This window comes from Microvirga sp. CF3062 (assembly GCF_036314045.1).
Lineage (GTDB): Bacteria > Pseudomonadota > Alphaproteobacteria > Rhizobiales > Beijerinckiaceae > Microvirga.
Map to the genome: position 1 here is coordinate 559,035 of NZ_JAYGGN010000001.1, position 16,705 is coordinate 575,739.

General features: G+C 62.1%; 15 protein-coding genes. 6 read left to right on the forward strand and 9 right to left on the reverse strand.

Going from position 1 to position 16,705, the window contains the following annotated elements:
• Position 1 precedes the first annotated feature (1 nt).
• Positions 2-802, forward strand: coding sequence for an ABC transporter permease (locus VB618_RS02715; RefSeq protein ID WP_329795117.1), 801 nt, complete (start codon positions 2-4; stop codon positions 800-802).
• On the opposite strand, the gene VB618_RS02720 is transcribed toward VB618_RS02715, so the two are convergent.
• The gene (locus VB618_RS02720) at positions 796-2,607 is read right to left on the reverse strand and encodes an AsmA family protein (protein WP_329794954.1); all 1,812 of its coding nucleotides are present in this window, start codon (positions 2,605-2,607) and stop codon (positions 796-798) included. The genes VB618_RS02715 and VB618_RS02720 overlap by 7 nt on opposite strands.
• Before the next feature lie 199 nt (positions 2,608-2,806).
• On the opposite strand from VB618_RS02720, the gene VB618_RS02725 reads away from it, so the two are divergent.
• Complete coding sequence (locus VB618_RS02725; RefSeq protein WP_329794955.1) at positions 2,807-3,544, forward strand: CoA transferase subunit A; 738 nt, start codon at positions 2,807-2,809, stop codon at positions 3,542-3,544.
• Positions 3,544-4,224, forward strand: a complete 681-nt coding sequence (locus tag VB618_RS02730; protein WP_329794956.1) for a 3-oxoacid CoA-transferase subunit B — start codon at positions 3,544-3,546, stop codon at positions 4,222-4,224. The genes VB618_RS02725 and VB618_RS02730 overlap by 1 nt, the downstream gene beginning before the upstream one ends.
• 48 nt (positions 4,225-4,272) lie before the next feature.
• Here the strand turns inward: VB618_RS02730 and VB618_RS02735 are convergent, their stop codons facing one another.
• The 3 genes from VB618_RS02735 to VB618_RS02745 form a co-directional block, all read right to left on the reverse strand.
• Complete coding sequence (locus VB618_RS02735; RefSeq protein WP_329795118.1) at positions 4,273-5,997, reverse strand: ABC transporter permease; 1,725 nt, start codon at positions 5,995-5,997, stop codon at positions 4,273-4,275.
• Positions 5,998-6,078: 81 nt separating this feature from the next.
• On the reverse strand, positions 6,079-7,119 hold the full coding sequence (locus VB618_RS02740; RefSeq protein ID WP_329794957.1) for a Fe(3+) ABC transporter substrate-binding protein: 1,041 nt from the start codon (positions 7,117-7,119) through the stop codon (positions 6,079-6,081).
• A 147-nt stretch (positions 7,120-7,266) separates the two neighbouring features.
• The gene (locus VB618_RS02745) at positions 7,267-7,929 is read right to left on the reverse strand and encodes a Crp/Fnr family transcriptional regulator (RefSeq protein WP_329794958.1); all 663 of its coding nucleotides are present in this window, start codon (positions 7,927-7,929) and stop codon (positions 7,267-7,269) included.
• 623 nt (positions 7,930-8,552) lie between these two features.
• On the opposite strand from VB618_RS02745, the gene VB618_RS02750 reads away from it, so the two are divergent.
• From VB618_RS02750 to VB618_RS02760, 3 genes are all read left to right on the forward strand, one after another.
• On the forward strand, positions 8,553-9,341 hold the full coding sequence (locus VB618_RS02750; protein ID WP_329794959.1) for a pentapeptide repeat-containing protein: 789 nt from the start codon (positions 8,553-8,555) through the stop codon (positions 9,339-9,341).
• 124 nt (positions 9,342-9,465) lie between these two features.
• Entirely contained in the window at positions 9,466-9,915 is a 450-nt protein-coding gene (locus VB618_RS02755) for a sigma factor-like helix-turn-helix DNA-binding protein (protein ID WP_329794960.1), read from the forward strand.
• A 322-nt stretch (positions 9,916-10,237) separates the two neighbouring features.
• The gene (locus tag VB618_RS02760; RefSeq protein WP_329794961.1) at positions 10,238-11,017 is read left to right on the forward strand and encodes an outer membrane protein; all 780 of its coding nucleotides are present in this window, start codon (positions 10,238-10,240) and stop codon (positions 11,015-11,017) included.
• A gap of 480 nt (positions 11,018-11,497) precedes the next feature.
• On the opposite strand, the gene VB618_RS02765 is transcribed toward VB618_RS02760, so the two are convergent.
• The 5 genes from VB618_RS02765 to VB618_RS02785 all read right to left on the reverse strand — a co-directional run bounded on the left by VB618_RS02765 (position 11,498) and on the right by VB618_RS02785 (position 16,700).
• Entirely contained in the window at positions 11,498-12,730 is a 1,233-nt protein-coding gene (locus VB618_RS02765; RefSeq protein ID WP_329794962.1) for a phenylacetate--CoA ligase family protein, read from the reverse strand.
• A gap of 55 nt (positions 12,731-12,785) precedes the next feature.
• Positions 12,786-13,175 carry a DUF805 domain-containing protein gene (locus VB618_RS02770; protein ID WP_329794963.1) on the reverse strand — a complete coding sequence of 130 codons (390 nt, stop codon included), beginning with the start codon at positions 13,173-13,175 and terminating at the stop codon, positions 12,786-12,788.
• Positions 13,176-13,237: 62 nt separating this feature from the next.
• Positions 13,238-14,071: an ABC transporter ATP-binding protein gene (locus VB618_RS02775; RefSeq protein ID WP_329794964.1), complete on the reverse strand. Its 834-nt coding sequence runs from the start codon at positions 14,069-14,071 to the stop codon at positions 13,238-13,240.
• Positions 14,072-14,216: 145 nt separating this feature from the next.
• Complete coding sequence (locus VB618_RS02780) at positions 14,217-15,539, reverse strand: ABC transporter substrate-binding protein (protein WP_329794965.1); 1,323 nt, start codon at positions 15,537-15,539, stop codon at positions 14,217-14,219.
• Positions 15,540-15,614: 75 nt separating this feature from the next.
• On the reverse strand, positions 15,615-16,700 hold the full coding sequence (locus VB618_RS02785; RefSeq protein WP_329794966.1) for a branched-chain amino acid ABC transporter permease: 1,086 nt from the start codon (positions 16,698-16,700) through the stop codon (positions 15,615-15,617).
• Positions 16,701-16,705: the final 5 nt, after the last annotated feature.

Genomic DNA, 16,705 nt, shown 5'->3' on the forward strand with positions numbered 1-16,705 from the left:
CATGCGCCGCCTGAGCGTCTTCAACGTCACCTCGCTCGTGATCGGCTTCGCGTTCCTGTACCTGCCGATCCTCCTGCTGGTGCTCTATTCCTTCAACGCCTCGCGGCTCGTCACCGTATGGGGCGGCTTCTCCACCCAATGGTACGGCGCGCTGTTCCGCAATCAGGCGCTCATGGAAGCGGCCTGGGTGACGCTGCGTGTCGCACTCCTGTCCGCAACGCTTGCGACGGTTCTCGGCACGCTCGCGGCTCTCGCACTCACCCGCTACGGGCGCTTTCCCGGGCGCACGCTGTTCACCGGCATGGTCTATGCGCCCATGGTCATGCCGGAAGTCATCACCGGCCTGTCGCTGCTGCTGTTCTTCGTGGCGGTCGATTTCGACCGGGGCTTCTGGACCATCACGCTCGCCCACACCACGCTCACCATGTGCTTCGTGACCGTGGTGGTGCAGTCGCGCCTGATGACGTTTGATCGTTCACTGGAAGAAGCGGCGATGGATCTCGGCGCGCCGCCCCTGCGCACGTTCTTCTCGGTGACGCTGCCGCTGATCGCACCCTCCATCGTAGCGGGCTTCCTGCTCGCCTTTACCTTGTCGATGGACGATCTGGTGATCGCGAGCTTCAACGCGGGTCCCGGTGCCACCACGCTGCCGATCAAGATCTACAGCGCAGTGCGGCTCGGCCTCTCACCGGAGGTCAATGCGGCCTCGGCCATCTTGATCGGGATCGTGACGCTGGGCGTGATCTCAGCGACCCTGCTGAGCAAGCGCTCAGTCTTACGCTCGCACCGCAACGCTCACTGAGCCGTGGCCTGCGGGCTCTGCTCGCCCGCCGGAACGCGCGGCGAAGGGAACAGCGGCTTTGCTGCGCCAGAGCGCTCGATGAGCGAGCGGACCTGGGGGGTGACGGCGACATTGTCCCAGTCACCCGTGACGTCGAATGCGAGGGCAGGGGCTTGTCCGGCCGGTGCATCGAAGGGTGCAATGCCCGCCGTGACCTGGAGCGTCCGATCGACCAGCAGCACCTGCCCGCGAAGATGGGCCTGCACGGCTGATCCTTTCAGCTTGCCCTCGACGATCTGACCGACACCGTCCTGCATCACGACCTGAGCTTCGGCCTTGTCGAAAGGCGTACGGCCGCCCTTCCAGTTCAGGGATGCGAGGAGAGGGCGCTTTTCGACGCGAACCAGCGCGTCCTGAAGGTTGATCCCCACCAGTTCTCCGTCCGTGAGCTCGATCGAGGAGCGGCCCTCCGCCTGGCGGATCACGTCCGCGGGGTTCCGGCCCTGACCGTCGAAGCTGAATTGTCCCCGGGCAAGGCCGGTGATCCAGCGCGGCTCGCCGACGGCGGCGAGGAAGGGGGCGATCTTCACGCCTGAGAAGGTTCCCTGGCTCTTGAAGTCCACGAGGCCGTTCTGTGCCACGAGCGACAGGCGCCCTTTCAGGGTGCCGTCATAGAAGTCAGCCCGCCCGATGGAGGCCTCGATGCGGCCGGGCTGGATGAGCACGCTGGCCGCCATGTCATCCAGGCTGAGACGCCCGAGGCTGGCGGTTGCGGCCGAGAGGCGAAGGTCGAGGTCGGTGCCCGTAGCCCCGGCTAGGTCGATTGCTTCCTCGCTCCACTGGCCTGAGGAGGTGCGTGTCTGATTGAACGGGGCGAAGAGGTCTGACAGGTTGAGCGTATCGGCCGCCAAGGTCCCGGCGATGATGGGCCGCTCCGTATCGAAGCGGACGCCCAGGGTGCCCTCCAGCTTGTCCGGCCCCAGTGTGATGGCGACCGCAGGCCAGGACAGGCGGCGGCGGTCCATGGAGAAATCGCCGCTGATCGAAAGGCCCCGCAGCAGGGAGCCGAAGGGCAGATCCAGTCCGCTCCAGCGGGTAAAGTCGCGCACCGAGGCCGTCTTGATGGTGCTTTCTCCGGTGACGCGGGGCCCGTCCCCGAGATGCGCCTCACCTTCGGCCGTGAGCCTGGCGCCGGGCGCGGAAAGGTTCAAGGAGAACGGGCTGATCTTGTTGGATGCCAGCAGGTCCGGGAAGATCGAGGCCTGCTCCAGGGAAACGACCTCGTCCCGCCAGCGAGCGGACCCTGACACTGTCAGAGGCTCGGACGGATCCACCCAGCGGATCATGGCATTGAGCCCGTCAAGATTGGCGTGGTTCAGGTCGGCCCAGCGCAATGAGGATTTCGTCAACACGAGCCGGCGAGCATGGGGTTCGGTCGAAGGGTCCTTGAAGATCTCCGCCCATTTGACGGCCTGGAGCTTCTGGGCCGAGGCGGTGATGCGGGTTTCGCTCAGGTCGAAGTCGGACAGCTCGATCCGCCCGAAGAGCAGGGGCAGGATGCGCAGCTCGCCCCGCAGGGTGCCGCCTTCGGCTTCGAGCGCCCCGTCCGGAAACGCGAGCGCCACGTTCTCGAACTTGACCCGCGGGATGGGCAGGACAGCAAAGGTGCTCCGGCCCCTGACCGTCAGGTCCAGGCTGTATCGCTCTCTCACGTGCTCCTTCAGCTCCGCCGACAACCCGCCTCCGGGCAGCGTCCAGGGGGAGGCCGCCGTCCCGAGAACGGCAAGCGAGATCAAGGCGATGAGAAGGACAACGCGGCGGGACATGGAACGAATGTTGTAAACCTTGGGCGCTGCCTCGCAAGCGGTGAAGAGGAGATGTCCTCAGGGCAGGGCCGAATTCATGAACGATATCCATATATCCATACGAAGGGATTGTCTAAATTGAGGCCAGGTTGCAGGGTGGCCGCCATTCGAACCGCGACACTTCGAACGGGCAGGCACCTGCTCACAAGGAGAGGATTTGATGGATAAAGTTTACAGCGACGCAAGCTCGGCGCTGGCTGGTCTGGTCAAGGATGGCATGACCATCATGGCCGGTGGCTTCGGTCTCTGCGGCATTCCGGAGGCGTTGATCGAGGCCATTCGTGATTCGGGGGCGAAGGACCTGACCTTCATCTCCAACAATGCGGGCGTGGACGGGGTCGGCCTCGGCCGCCTTCTGGAAACCCGCCAGATCCGCAAGATGATCAGTTCTTACGTGGGCGAGAACAAGCTCTTCGCGCAGCAATACCTCTCCGGCGAGCTGGAGCTCGAGTTCAACCCGCAGGGCACCCTCGCCGAGCGCATTCGTGCCGGTGGCGCGGGCATCCCGGCCTTCTACACCAAGACCGGCGTCGGCACCCTCATCGCCGAGGGCAAGGAAGTGCGCGAATTCAACGGCGAGAAATACGTCATGGAGACGGGCCTGTTCGCCGATATCTCGATCGTGCACGCTTGGAAAGGCGACACCGAGGGCAACCTCGTCTACCGGAAGACCGCCCGCAACTTCAATCCGATGATGGCGACCGCCTCGCGCATGACCGTCGCCGAGGTAGAGCATCTGGTGCCGGCCGGCGAGATCGATCCGGACTGCATCCATACGCCGGGCATCTTCGTGAAGCGCATGGTGCATCTGCCGAACCCGGCCAAACACATCGAGCAACGCACGACCCGCAAGCGCGCTGAAGCAGCGGTGCCTGCCGGAGCAGGGGAGGAAGTCTGATGCCTTGGACCCGTGAACAGATGGCCGCCCGCGCGGCCAAGGAGCTGCGTGACGGCTTCTACGTGAATCTCGGCATCGGCATCCCGACGCTGGTGTCCAACTTCATCCCCAAGGGCATGCGCGTGCAGCTCCAGTCGGAGAACGGCATGCTGGGCATGGGTCCGTTTCCCTTCGAGGGCGAGGAGGATGCGGACCTGATCAATGCCGGCAAGCAGACGATCACCGAGCTGCCGACCACGAGCTATTTCTCGAGCTCCGATTCCTTCGGCATGATCCGCGGCGGCCATATCGACCTGTCGATCCTCGGCGCCATGCAGGTGGCCCAGAACGGCGATCTCGCCAACTGGATGATCCCCGGCAAGATGGTGAAGGGCATGGGCGGCGCCATGGACCTCGTGGCGGGCGTCAAGCGCGTCGTCGTGGTCATGGAGCATGTGGCGAAAGCCAAGGACGGCTCGGAGGATCCGAAGCTCCTGAAGGAGTGCAACCTGCCGCTGACCGGCACCGGTGTGGTGGACCTTGTGATCACCGATCTCGGCGTGTTTGCAATCGACAAGAAGGGTGGCTCCGGCATGACCCTGATCGAACTCGCCGATGGGGTGACGGTGGATGAGATCAAGGCCAAGACGGCGGCGGACTTCAAGGTCGCGCTGAACGGCGGCCAGTCGAACGCGGCCTGATCTGAACCGGAAGACGAAAATGGAAGCGGCCCGGAAGGGCCGCTTTTCTTATGGGCTGGCTGTGCCCGATAAATCCGTGTTGTCCGCCACCACTTTCGGGCGAGCCTCGGCGCTGCGCACCAGCTGGATCACCGGGATAAGTCCGACCAGCACGATGACGAGGGCAGCCAACGATCCGTCCTCGAAGCGCCCACGCGACGCATAGGTGTAGACGAGCGTCGAGAGCGTTTCCGTGTTGAGGGGCCGCAGCAGCAGGGTCGCGGGCAGCTCCTTGATACAGTCGACGAAGATCAGAAGGGCGGCGCTTGCCAGAGCCGGGCGCATGAGCGGAATCTGGATTTTCCACACCATCTCGCGGCGTGAGGCCCCGAGCGTGCGTGCCGCATCTTCGAGACTGGGTGAAACGCGATCCAGGCCCGCGGAAAGCGAGCCCGTCGCGATGGACAGGAAGCGGATTACGTAGGCGATGATGATGCCGCCTGCGGCTCCCATGAGCAGGAGGCCGAGGCGCTCGCCGGTCAGGTGCCGCCAGACCGTGCCGATTAGGTTGTCGAAGCCGACCAGCGGCGTCATGAGCCCCAGCGCCAGGACGGTGCCGGGCAGAGCATAGCCGAGTCCTGCTGCAAGGAGCACTCCCTTGGTAAGGGAGTTCTTGGACAGGCGCGCCGCCGAAACCAGCAGCACGGCGATGACCAGCACCACAATCGTTGCGATCACGGAAAGGCCGATGGTCGTCATGAAGTGGGCGAGGAAATCCAGATTGAATTGATCGACGAGGCCGCCGCGCAGGGTCTCACGCAGCAGGAATCCCGTCGGCAGGATAAATCCCATAAAGACAGGCAGGGCGCAAAGCAGGGATGCCGTCCAGCCGCGTCCCCCGGCGAGCGGAACGGGATGGACCGTGCGATGGCGCTTTGGCGAGAGGGCATAGCGCCTGTCGCGCCGCCCGTAGCGCTCGATCAGGATCAGGCCCACGGCGAAGGCGAGCATCACGCAGGCGATCTGCGCCGCGCCCGCAAGGCTGCCCCGGTTGAGCCAGGTGTTGTAGACGGACACCGTAAGCGTGCGCACGCCGAGATATTCGCTGGCGCCGATATCGTTGAGCGCTTCCAGCAGCGCCAGCGACACGCCCACGGCCAGCGCCGGGCGGGCGAGGGGTAGCGCGATGATGCGAAAGAGCTTGATGCGGCTCGCGCCCAAAGTGCGCGCCACCTCCAGCATGCTGGCGCTCTGCGTCAGGAACATCGCCCGCGCGGCGATGTAGATGTAGGGATAGAGCACCACGGACAGGACGAGGATGCAGCCGGGCAGCGAACGTATTTCGGGGAACCAGTAATCGGCACGCGACCGCCATCCCATGAGGTCGCGCAGAGCCATCTGCGCGAGGCCTGCGGAGTCGAAGATCTCCACGTAGATATAGGCCGTGATGTAGGTCGGCACGGCGAGTGGCAGCGGCAGCAGCCATACGAGGATGCTGCGTCCAGGGAAGTGATGCGCGGTGACGAGCCACGCCGTCGTGATGCCCATGGAGCCTGCCACGATGGCAACGCCGGCGAGCAGGGCCAGCGTGTCGATCGTGCTGGCCGGCAGCACATTGGCGATGAGATGCGGCCAGATTTCTGCATCGCCCTCGGCCGCGATTCCGATGAGGGCGCCGACGGGCAGGACGACAAGCAGGCCGACAGCCGCCACGGCGGCAGACAGCCACCAGGGGATGCCCCTTGCCATCGTCCGGGGCGAAAAGCCGATTGCGGTCTGGGTCTTGGCGATCACGGTCAAACGGAAACGGCGCCGCCGTCGCCGGCAGCGCCTCTCTGAGAAGGAAGAGGGCGGCTGAAGGAGCCACCTTTTGTCTTATTGGTCGAAGCCAACCTTGTCGACCATCTCGCTGGCCTTCTTGCGGAGGTTGGCGATCTCGGCGATCTTCACGTTGTCGGCCTTGAGTTCACCGAAGGACGCGATGGTCGGATGGATCTTGATGCCGGCCTTGATCGGGTATTCCGAGTTGAGTTCGGCGTGGATCTGCTGCGACGCGTCCGAGACCATGTATTCCATGAACTTCACGGCATTGGCCTTGTTCGGAGCGTTCTTGGCCAGCGCGAGGCCGGAGACGTTCACGTGCGTGCCACCGCCCTCGAAGGTCGGGAGGATCACGTTGATCGCCTGGCCCCACTTCTTCTGCTCCTCGTCCTTGCCGTTGAGCATGAGCGAGACGTAGTAGGTGTTGCCGACAGCGATGTCGCACACGCCCGCCAGGATGTCCTTGGCCTGCTCGCGGTCGCCGCCCGAGGGCTTCTTGGCGAGGTTCGCCTTCACGCCCTTGAGCCATTCCTCGGCCTTCGCCTCGCCCTTGTGGGCGATCATGGCGGCGATCAGGCTGATGTTGTAGAGGTGCTGGCCCGAGCGGATGCAGACCTTGCCCTTCCACTTGGGATCGGCAAGCTCCTCGTAGGAGATCTTGTCCTGCTTCACGCGCTCCTTCGAGGCGTAGACGACGCGGCCGCGCAGGGCGATGCCGAACCAGTGGCCTTCCGGATCGCGATAGGCCGTCGGGATGACCTTCTCGAGCGCTTCGGACTTCACGGCTTGAGTCACGCCGTAATCCTTGGCTGCTGCCAAGCGGCCGATATCCACCGTGATGATCACGTCGGCTGGGCTGTTCGCGCCCTCGGTGCGGATGCGTTCCTCAAGGCCGTTGGCGATGAAGATCGTGTTGACCTTGATGCCGGTCTCTTTGGTGAACTCGTCGAGGACGGGCTTGATCAGGCCGGGCTCGCGGGTGGTGTAGATGTTCAGCATTTCCTCGGCCGAGGCGGAGAGGCCCGAACCTGCCAGAGCACCAAGGGCAGCCGCCCCGCAGAGAAGACCGCGCGCAAACGAGATGTTCGCCATCATAGGTTTCCTTCAGAATCGATTTCGGGGGGCGTTGTGCCGTGTCCCGTCGATGCCGCAAGAACCATGATCGCAGTGTGTGGTCAATCAAAAAGCGAACTATATCAATAACTTATAAGAATTCTAAACTGAAGATTCTTTGTAGGACTTCTAAGCTGAGGCTGCCTTCCGGACCGTCTCGACTTCCGGCAGGGCAGCGTGCAGACGGGCGATCTCCTCCTCCATCCTCTCCATATTGGCGAAGAGGCGCTCGCTGGCGAGGCGCAGGAAATAGAAGCCGAACTCGGGGTTCTGGAAGTAGAGCTGGCGCACCTCGTCATAGGAAATGCTCAGCACTTCGCCGGCCTCGATGCATTCGAGGGTCAGCGTGCGCGTGTTGTCGGGTGAAAGGAAACCCATCTCGCCGACGACCTGCCCCTGAACCAGTTCGATGCCCATCTCCTTCAGCCGGTAGCGCCCGGAAATTGTGTAGAACATGCAGGTTGCGACCTCGCCTTTGGCGAATAGCACTTCGCCGGACGTCGTCTTGCGGCGGGTCATGAAGGGCTTGAGCCATTCCATGGACAGGTCGCTCTTGGAGGCCTGCTTCACGCGCTTGATCAAGCCGAGCATTTGATAAAGGCGCACGCTGTTGAGGGGCAACAGGATCAGATTGACCAAAAGGCTCGGGTAGTTGCCCGTGAATGAAGAGAAGATCAGGGAACAGATGTTCGCCCCGATCCCGATGCAACGCAGCGGGATGATGGTCTTCATCGCGCTGCCCGTGATGGCAAGGGCCGCCCCGAACCACCCGATGGCCTCAACCCAGGTCATGGAAAATCACCCGCATTATGATGTCACGGTAGGGCATATATCATCGGAATAGGAATCTGCGCCAGCTACGCATTGGCGCAGTGTGGCGGCCTCGAAAGGAGGATGCACTGCGCCGATACGGTGACCCGTCTGTGCCTTAGGCTAGGGACGGGGGGCGGCCTGGCCCGGCACGCTCAACGTCCGGCGCTGAGCCGTCGTGCCAGCTCTCTGGCTGGCGGCGTTGCTCCGTGGTGCCTGGCTGGAGACAGAAGGCGGGGGCGGAACAGGGTCGCGAGGCAAAACACCGACGGGGCCCGTGGAGGCAACACAGCCGCCGAGGGTGAAGCCGGCAAGAATGAGTGCGGGGACGGTGACGATGACACGCATGTTTGGCTCCACAAGAATCGCTGCAGAAGCTAGACCATACGTTAGGGAAGTCGAGTCTTGCGCAATCCATGAAAGTTGCATCTTGGGCCTCCTCGGCAGAGACCCGAAGCCGAAAGCATCGGACCCAAAAGTGGATTTGCACTTTTGGGATCGATCCGATGCTTCCTCTATGAATAAGAGCATCGTTTGGCGCGGAAAACCGGGTCCACTTTTCCGCACGATGCTCTAGTTATCAATCATAGCCTTGAGAGGGCCCCATGGAGGATTGTGAGTTCGTGCAGATTCGGGAGTCATCGCTGGCGGCGGGAAGCCGGATCCTGGGAGGCCTTATCCTCCTTGTCGTCTGCGCAGGACCCGCAACGGCCAAGTGTCAGGACACGCCAGGGCCGGGTGCCGACTGGTCCGGGTGCTCCAAGGCCCGCCTGGTCCTCACCGGCGAGGATCTGACCGGGACTGTTTTCCAGCGCTCCCTGCTGACCTTGAGCGATTTCGCATCGTCGAAGATGGCAGGGGCCAACCTGACCGAGACCGAAGTAAGCCGCACACGCTTTGAAGGAGCGGATCTGTCGCGCGCCGACTTCACAAAGGCCCTGGGGTGGCGTGCCAATTTCGCGCAAGCCAATCTCACCGGTACTGTGTTCGTCTCGTCGGATATGAGCCGCTCCAACTTCGCCCAGACCAAAGCCGCAGGAGCAAATTTCAATAAAGCCGAGCTGAACCGATCCGATTTCAGCGGCGCAGATCTGACGGGGGCGAACCTGGCTAAGGCCGAGCTCGCCCGCGTGCTGTTTCAAAGCGCCAAGGTGACGGGAGCGGATTTCAGCTACTCCAATCTATCCCGGGCCGGCCTCAGCGGGCTTGATCTTCAGGGTGCGAATTTCACCAGGGCATACATGTTCCTGGCTCAGATCGGCGGTTCGGACCTGAGTCGTGCCGTCGGCCTGACTCAGGCCCAAGTCGATATTGCCTGCGGCACTGCCCAGACCAAGCTTCCGGACGGTCTGTCCCAGCCGAAATCCTGGCCCTGCAAGGAAGAGGAGGATTGATCGCCCGGCCATTGCTGAAACCAAGTCCGAGCGTGGCCGTTGTTCCATTGAGGGACGTTAGGATTGGGAACCGGGTGCCTGTTTCCTTGTAAGCCTTCCTTGTCTCTGGAGGAGTGCGTTCGATTTGACCACGCTCAAGGAATTCGAGGATGCCCTTCGCGAGCAGGGAATGCATATGGCCCTCGCGATCCTGCAGAAGCTTCGAGAGCGGGACCGGACCAAGCGTTCGGTGGCCCCTGCGCGACGCATCACCGGGCACAAGATGACGCCGGAGCTGGCGAGGCGCATCCTGGAGCTTCATGGAACAACAGAGATGACTCAGCAGGAGATCGCCTTCCAGCTTGGCGTCAATCAAGGCCGCGTCAACGAGGTGATCAAGCGCGGCAAGTGGCTGGACGACAATCCAGCGGCCCCCGAGGCCGTCGCAAGGGATAAGGCCAAGGCGCGGATGGCTGGCCCTGCCAATCGGAAGCGCACTGACAGCCGCGAAATCAGGGCCGCTGCGTCGCCCACCAAAAAAAGCCCGGCTCGGAAGACAAGCAACCAAGCTCAATTGCTGTTCGGTGATCTGTAGTTTCGCCGGATAGCCGGGGAAAATTCCAGAAAAAACCCCGCCCGGTGGGGCAGGGTTGAGTGATCTCCTCGCCTTCGGTTGTCAAGCCGAAAACATAGATATTAGGGCACCCGTCGATAGTACTGTCAATCGAATTTAAACAATTTATTAAGAGACTTATTTTCATGTCCTATGGACTATATTCTTTGTGACAAAGGGGGTACTACTTTTTTGCCACTTGAATACTTAGGGTTTGTGCGAGTGTTGCTGTTTTGCAATATCCTTCCTTTAGGTAAGAGGCGTAGGTTTTTCTCGTGAATCCTCACATCAAGGGGTTACGGTCATGAGAAAGTGCGTACTTAGTCTCCTGACAGGGGTTGCCAGCCTGACTCTTGCTGCAGCCTCTGCCTCTGCTGCGGACCTTCCGGCCCGCGAAGCGCCACCTCCGGCTCCGGTGTTTGCCCCGGCCCCGATCTTCACTTGGACTGGCTTCTACGGCGGCGTGAACGCCGGCTGGGGCTGGCGCAGTGACGACGAGGAATCCGTCGTTCTTGGCGGCGCAACCCCGGGTACACTGATCTTTCCGGACAGTGGAGACGGCGGTTTCACCGGTGGTGCCCAGATTGGCTACAACTACCAGATCGGGTCCTTCGTGATCGGTCTCGAGACCGATATCCAGTGGGCGGATACCGATGAGGGCGAGGACGTCAGGTTCGTCCCAGCCGGTGCAGGCGGCGTTTTCGTCCCCGGCACATTCGACAACAATCTGTCGGATTGGTTCGGCACTGTCCGGGCCCGTGCCGGCGTCGCGTTCGACCGCGTCCTGATCTATGCGACAGGTGGTCTGGCCTATTCGGACGATACCACTGGCTGGGTTGCGGGTGGTGGCGTGGAATGGGCGTTGCCGGTGAACTGGTTCGGCTCTTCGGCCGTCACCTTCGGCCTCGAGGGATTGTGGCTCAGCTTCGATGAGGACGATGACGACTTCGATGGCGTGGTCGGTACGTTCACTCCGGCTGGCGGAGGAGCTGCCATTCCGGTGGTCGCGCCCACCGGAGGGGATAACGAAAGCGACTTCTTCGTCGCCCGTGCCAAGCTGAACTTCAAGTTCGGTACGTACTGAGGGCCTGTTCTGGCCTCATACCAATGGGGTCCGGGACATCCCGGACCTCCTCTTCGCCCATTGAATAGACGAGACGGGCGCTGACGGATTATGAGAGGGAAATTGGCCGCGACCCGTCCTTGAAGGATCTGTGGTCGCGGCCCCGGCCCGTAGTTGCCCCCACGGGAAGCTCAGCTCTAGACCCGGAAAACGTGACCTCATTGAGGCGCTGTCCTGGCCAGAAAAATTTTTCAAAATAATTTGGAACTTACTTTTGACACGTGCGTTTATATGCATCTCCGGTCACTTTTGCCCCTACGGCCGGACACCTTAGAGCACCCTTCGGGGTGCTCTTTCTTTTTGTATTCCCTTGTTTTCCGGGCTTTTCGAATCACCGTCGAGCCTGAGCTTATGAACTGCGAGTCAGGGGTTCAAGGCTGGGAAGCTTGGCTGTCATTGCATCCGCGCAAAGCCAGATTGTCAGGATGAAAGCGGGGCGGTTCAATCGTATTTGCGCTCGTCGGCAATGACCTTCCCGTCATTCGGGAGGCTTCCAGGCGGGGCAAAAGTCACGATGCCCCTCAGCTTGGCGATACTGAGCAAGGTCGCTCCGAGGGCAGCGGCAAGGTCATCGCTCGGCGTGGCAGTTTCCGCCGCCAGGGTCATCACGTCGGTTTCTCCTTCCCGGGTCACGATCAGGCGCAGGCGGCCCAGCTCCGGATGCCGGCGGCCGATCTCCGCCACCTGCTCGGGACGCACGAACATGCCTTTGACCTTGGTGGCCTGGTCGGCCCGGCCCATCCAGCCCTTGATGCGCATGTTGGTGCGCCCACAGGAACTCGCGCCCGCCATGACGGCTGTCAGGTCGCCGAGGGCTAGGCGAATGAAGGGGTGATGCGGATCGAGAGTGGTGACGACGATCTCGCCCACCTCGCCCTCAGGTACGGGGTCACCGGTTCCAGGTCGGACAATTTCGACGATGATGTCCTCATTCACCACGAGCCCGTTGCGGGCTGAGGTCTCATGAGCGATGAAGCCGAGATCCGCCGTGGCATAGGCTTGATAGGCCTCGAGGCCCCTGGAGGAGAATTCCTCCTGCAGCGACTTCGGGAAGGCTGCACCCGATACGAGCGCGCGCCTGATGGAGGAGACATCCCGCCCTGACGCCGCAGCGCCGTCGAGCAGGATCTTGAGAAAGTCCGGCGTGCCGCAATAGGCGACCGGGCGGTAGGCTTCGATCAGCTCGAACTGCTGCTCGGTGTTGCCGGGTCCGGCCGGAATGACGGCGCAGCCCAAAGCCCGCGCGCCGGAATCCATGATGAAGCCGCCGGGGGTGAGATGATAACTGAAGGTGTTGAGCACCACGTCGCCGCGCCGGAATCCGGCAGCGAACAAGCCGCGCGCGGAACGCCACGGATCGGAGGTGGCGGATTCCGGCTCGAAGATCGGACCTGGCGACGTGAAGAGGCGTCCGAACGATCCTGGCGCATCGGCCACGAGGCCGCCGAAGGGGAGGGCGGCCTTCTGCAGGCCGGGCAGTTCGGCCTTGCGCAGCACGGGCAGGGTCGCGAGAGCTTCACGGCTGGTGATGCCGGCGGGATCGATTCCCTTCAGCCGCTCGGCATAGGCCAGCGAATGGAGTGCCTGCTTCAGGATCTTAGGTAGCCGCGCGAAGAGGGAAGCCTCGCGCTCGGCGGGATCACGGGTTTCGAGAGCGTCGAATGTGTCGGGCATGAACAACTCCGAATCTTCTGCAGAACTCGTACAGGATATGTAAGTTCTGCAGGTTCTAAGCTCGTGCCAAAATTGTATTATTAACCGGCACAAGCAGAGGATCCGGTCCGAAACGGTTGGAGCCTGAGGTTCCTCGCTGGCAAGCCCAAACAAGAAAGATGATCCAGCCTACGATCGGTACAAGGCTCAACAGAATCCACCAAGCTGAGAGATCTCTATCATGGAGGCGGCGTGCGCCGACGGAAAGGCTAGGAATGAGGAATACAGCTGTTACTATCCAATCTAAAATTGGAAGTTCAGCAAACAGAATTTCATCTAACAGGACCGCCGCAATTGTCACAAGTATTGTGAATAGAGCGAAGTACCAATACTCCGAACGGGATGCCCGCCCTGAGAAACTGGCGTACTTGTTAAAGCAGCTTCTAATGGCCTGTCCAAATTTCATCCTTTACTCCAATAAAGACGTACGCTTGCGCTTTGGCTTCGCTCAAACGATCAATGATAGAATCAAGCCAGCCAGCGCTTGCGGCGCTTATAGCTCTTCACAGCGCGAAACGACCTGCGGTCACCTTCCGACACGCCGAGGTAGAATTCCTTCACGTCCTCGTTCTCGCGCAGCATCTGCGCCGGCCCGTCCATCACCACGCGGCCAGTCTCGAGGATGTAGCCGTAGGTGGCGTATTTGAGCGCCATGTTGGTGTTCTGCTCCGCCAGCAGGAAGGAGACGCCCTCCGTTGCGTTGAGCTTGCGCACGATCTCGAAGATCTCCTCCACGATCTGCGGCGCGAGACCCATGGAAGGTTCGTCCAGCAGGATCATCGAAGGCTTGGACATCATGGCCCGGCCGACGGCGCACATCTGCTGCTCGCCGCCGGAGGTGTAGCCCGCCATCGACGTGCGGCGCTGCTTAAGGCGCGGGAAGTACTCGTAGATCGCCTCGATGTCACGGCGAATGGCGGCATTGCCGTCTTTGCGTGTAAACGCGCCGGTGAGCAGGTTTTCCTCAATGGTGAGATGGCCGAAGCAGTGGCGGCCCTCCAGCACCTGAATGCAGCCGCGGCGTACGAGCTCGTTCGGTGAGAGCTTGTCGACGCGCTTGCCGTTGAACTCGATCGAGCCCTTCGTCACCTCGCCGCGCTCGGCATGCAGCAGGTTGGAGATCGCTTTCAAGGTCGTCGTCTTGCCTGCGCCGTTCGCACCAAGCAGGGCGACGATGCCGCCCTTGGGCACGGTGAGTGAGACGCCCTTGAGCACGAGGATCACGTGGTCGTAGACGACCTCGATGTTGTTGACCGTGAGAACGGTTTCGGCGGCTGAAACAGGTTGTGCGGCGGCGGTCATCGGAATCTCCCAACCCTCCCCCCTTTGCGGGGGAGGGTGGCGAACGGAGTGAGCCGGGAGAGGGGAAGTCATCAAACGAACTCGGCCCCTCTCCCGACCTGCTTTGCAGGTCACCCTCTCCCGCAAAGGGGAGAGGGTTGGAGCCTTAGCTCGCCTTGTCGCAGGCTTCCGCGCGCTTGGGCCAGCCGGCGTTCTTCTCGGCATAGTCCTTAGCGGCGGCCTCGAGTTGGCCGCGGACGCGGTCGGTCATCGGCTCGATGGGGTTGGAGATCTTCACCCACTTGGTGCCGTCCCATTCCTGCATGAAGGCGGCACGGTGGCCGTTGTGGTCCGAGCAGGACAACACGAGCTGGTCGGTGAAGCCCTCGAGGCCGAGATCCTTCAGGCGGGCCGGATCGAGCTTGATGTTCTCAAGACCCCGGCGCACGTCCTCACCGGTCACGACCTTCTTGCCGGTGACTTTCTGAGCCTGGGCAATGCCCTCGGCGATCAGCAGCGAGTTGTAGATGCCGCGGTTGTAGAGAAGCTCGCCGACCTTGTCCTTCTGGGCCTTCGAGAGTCCTTTGTCGATCACGTGCTTCTGGATGTCCTGGATGGCGGGGAAGTTCGTTCCCACCGCATGCCAGTTGAGCATCTTGAAGCCCTTGGCGCCGGCGCCGCCCGCACGGGCGTCGTCCTCACCCGGCCACCAGACCGAGTAGAACTTGTCCATCGGGTAGCCCGAGCGGACCGCTTCCTTCACGGCTGCGCCATTCATGGAGCCCCAGCCCCACATGATCATGTAGTCGGGCCGGTCGCGGCGGGCGCTGAGCCATTGCGAGCCCTGGTTCTGCATGTCCTGCGCGGCGACGGGATAAAGCGCGACTTCGAAGCCGATGTCCTTCGCCATTTCCTGGAGCAGCGGCACCGGCTCCTTACCGAAGGCGGCATCGAGATGCAGGAAGCCGATCTTCTTGCCCTTGAGCTTGTCTAGGCCACCTTCCTTCTCGCCGATGTATTTGACGATCATCGAAAGGCCATCCCAATAGGTGGCCGGCGGGTTGAAGACCCAGGGGAAGATGTCGCCGCGGGCCGAGGCCGAGAGGCCATAGGCCATGGACAGGATCGGGATCTTGTCCACGGAGGCGCGCGGGATCAGCGGCAGGGTGATGCCCGTCGACCAGGGATTGACCACGACCGGGTTCTTGCCTTTGACCGACTCGTAGCATTCGACACCCTTCTTGGTGTCGTAGCCGGTCTCGCATTCCTCGAGGACGAGCTTCACGCCTCCGATGCCGCCGTCGCGCTCGTTCAGCATGCGCAGATAATCGTGCATGCCGTCGGCGATGTGGGTTCCGGATCCGGCGAAGGGGCCGGTGCGGTAGGTGAAGAGGGGAACATAGACCGAGTCCTGCGCCAGCGCAGGCAGGGCCATGCCGGCGAGCATCGTCGCGGCGGCTAATCCAAGACCTAATTTGCGAAACGACATGGTTGCGTTTCCTCCCGTTGTATCGACCGGTGGCCGAATTCTTGTTCCGTCTTTTCGTCTCCTTGCGGCCCGCCGTCAGTAGGGGAACGGCCAGACCAGGAGCTTCTGCTTGCCGATCTGCCAGAGCCGCGCGAGGCCGTGCGGTTCGACGATCAGGAAAAAGATGATGAGCGCGCCCACGATCATGAAGCGCAGATGCTCGATCACGTCCGCGCCCACCGAGAGGCCGAAAGGCGAGAGCATGGCGGGCAGCACGATGCCCAGCACAATCGGCAGGATGAAGATGAGCGCTGCGCCGAAGAACGAGCCGATGAGGCTGCCAAGCCCTCCGATGATCACCATGAACAGGATGAAGAAGGACTGGTTGATGTTGAAGACATCGTATTCCGCGCCGCCATACCAGAGGAAGACGAGGAGCGCGCCGGCGACGCCGCAATAATAGGACGAGACGGCAAAGGCCAGGAGCTTCGTCTGAAGGGGGCGGATGCCCATGAGCTCGGCCGCCAGATCCATGTCGCGGATCGCGATCCACATGCGCCCGATGCGGCCATGGACGAGGTTCGAGGCGAGCCAGGTGAGCAGGATGACGATGGTCAGAACCACCAGATAGCGCGTCTGCGGTGTGGCGTTCGGGCCCATGATCGGCGTGCCGAACAGGGTGCGCAGCGGCGCATCGAGCGCGCCCGAGACGTTGTAGTTCACCAGCCATGGGATGCGGATGAAGCACCATTGCAGGAAGAACTGCGCGGCAAGCGTCGCAACGGCCAGATAGAAGCCCTTGATGCGTAAGGAAGGCAATCCGAACAGGGCGCCGATGGCGGCGGAGAAGAAGCCGGACAGGAGGATCCAGACGATGACGTTCACCTCCGGAAAGGCGGTCATCAGCTTGTAGCAGGCATAGGCACCCACGCCCATGAAAGCGCCGGTGCCGAGCGACAGCAGGCCCGTATAGCCCGTGAGGATGTTGAGCCCAATGGAGGCCAGCGAGAACACCAGGAACGGGATCATCACCGCCTGCAGCAGGAAGCTGTTGCCGATGAAGGCGAGCGCATAGGCGGCGACGATGATGAGGCCGAGGCCGATCCTGTCCTGGCGCAGCGGGAAGATCGCGCTGTCCGCGATATAGTTGGTCTTGAACTGGCCGGCCTCACGGTAGAGCACTGAAA

Excerpts from the sequence above, each read along its gene's own strand:
- VB618_RS02715 (WP_329795117.1), top strand. The coding sequence starts at position 2 with ATGCGCCGCCTGAGCGTCTTCAACGTCACCTCGCTCGTGATCGGCTTC.
- VB618_RS02775 (WP_329794964.1), bottom strand. The coding sequence starts at position 14,071 with ATGACCGCCGCCGCACAACCTGTTTCAGCCGCCGAAACCGTTCTCACG.
- VB618_RS02760 (WP_329794961.1), top strand. The coding sequence starts at position 10,238 with ATGAGAAAGTGCGTACTTAGTCTCCTGACAGGGGTTGCCAGCCTGACT.
- VB618_RS02725 (WP_329794955.1), top strand. The coding sequence starts at position 2,807 with ATGGATAAAGTTTACAGCGACGCAAGCTCGGCGCTGGCTGGTCTGGTC.
- VB618_RS02750 (WP_329794959.1), top strand. The coding sequence starts at position 8,553 with ATGGAGGATTGTGAGTTCGTGCAGATTCGGGAGTCATCGCTGGCGGCG.
- VB618_RS02745 (WP_329794958.1), bottom strand. The coding sequence starts at position 7,929 with ATGACCTGGGTTGAGGCCATCGGGTGGTTCGGGGCGGCCCTTGCCATC.
- VB618_RS02770 (WP_329794963.1), bottom strand. The coding sequence starts at position 13,175 with ATGAAATTTGGACAGGCCATTAGAAGCTGCTTTAACAAGTACGCCAGT.
- VB618_RS02730 (WP_329794956.1), top strand. The coding sequence starts at position 3,544 with ATGCCTTGGACCCGTGAACAGATGGCCGCCCGCGCGGCCAAGGAGCTG.
- VB618_RS02780 (WP_329794965.1), bottom strand. The coding sequence starts at position 15,539 with ATGTCGTTTCGCAAATTAGGTCTTGGATTAGCCGCCGCGACGATGCTC.
- VB618_RS02765 (WP_329794962.1), bottom strand. The coding sequence starts at position 12,730 with ATGCCCGACACATTCGACGCTCTCGAAACCCGTGATCCCGCCGAGCGC.
- VB618_RS02740 (WP_329794957.1), bottom strand. The coding sequence starts at position 7,119 with ATGATGGCGAACATCTCGTTTGCGCGCGGTCTTCTCTGCGGGGCGGCT.
- VB618_RS02720 (WP_329794954.1), bottom strand. The coding sequence starts at position 2,607 with ATGTCCCGCCGCGTTGTCCTTCTCATCGCCTTGATCTCGCTTGCCGTT.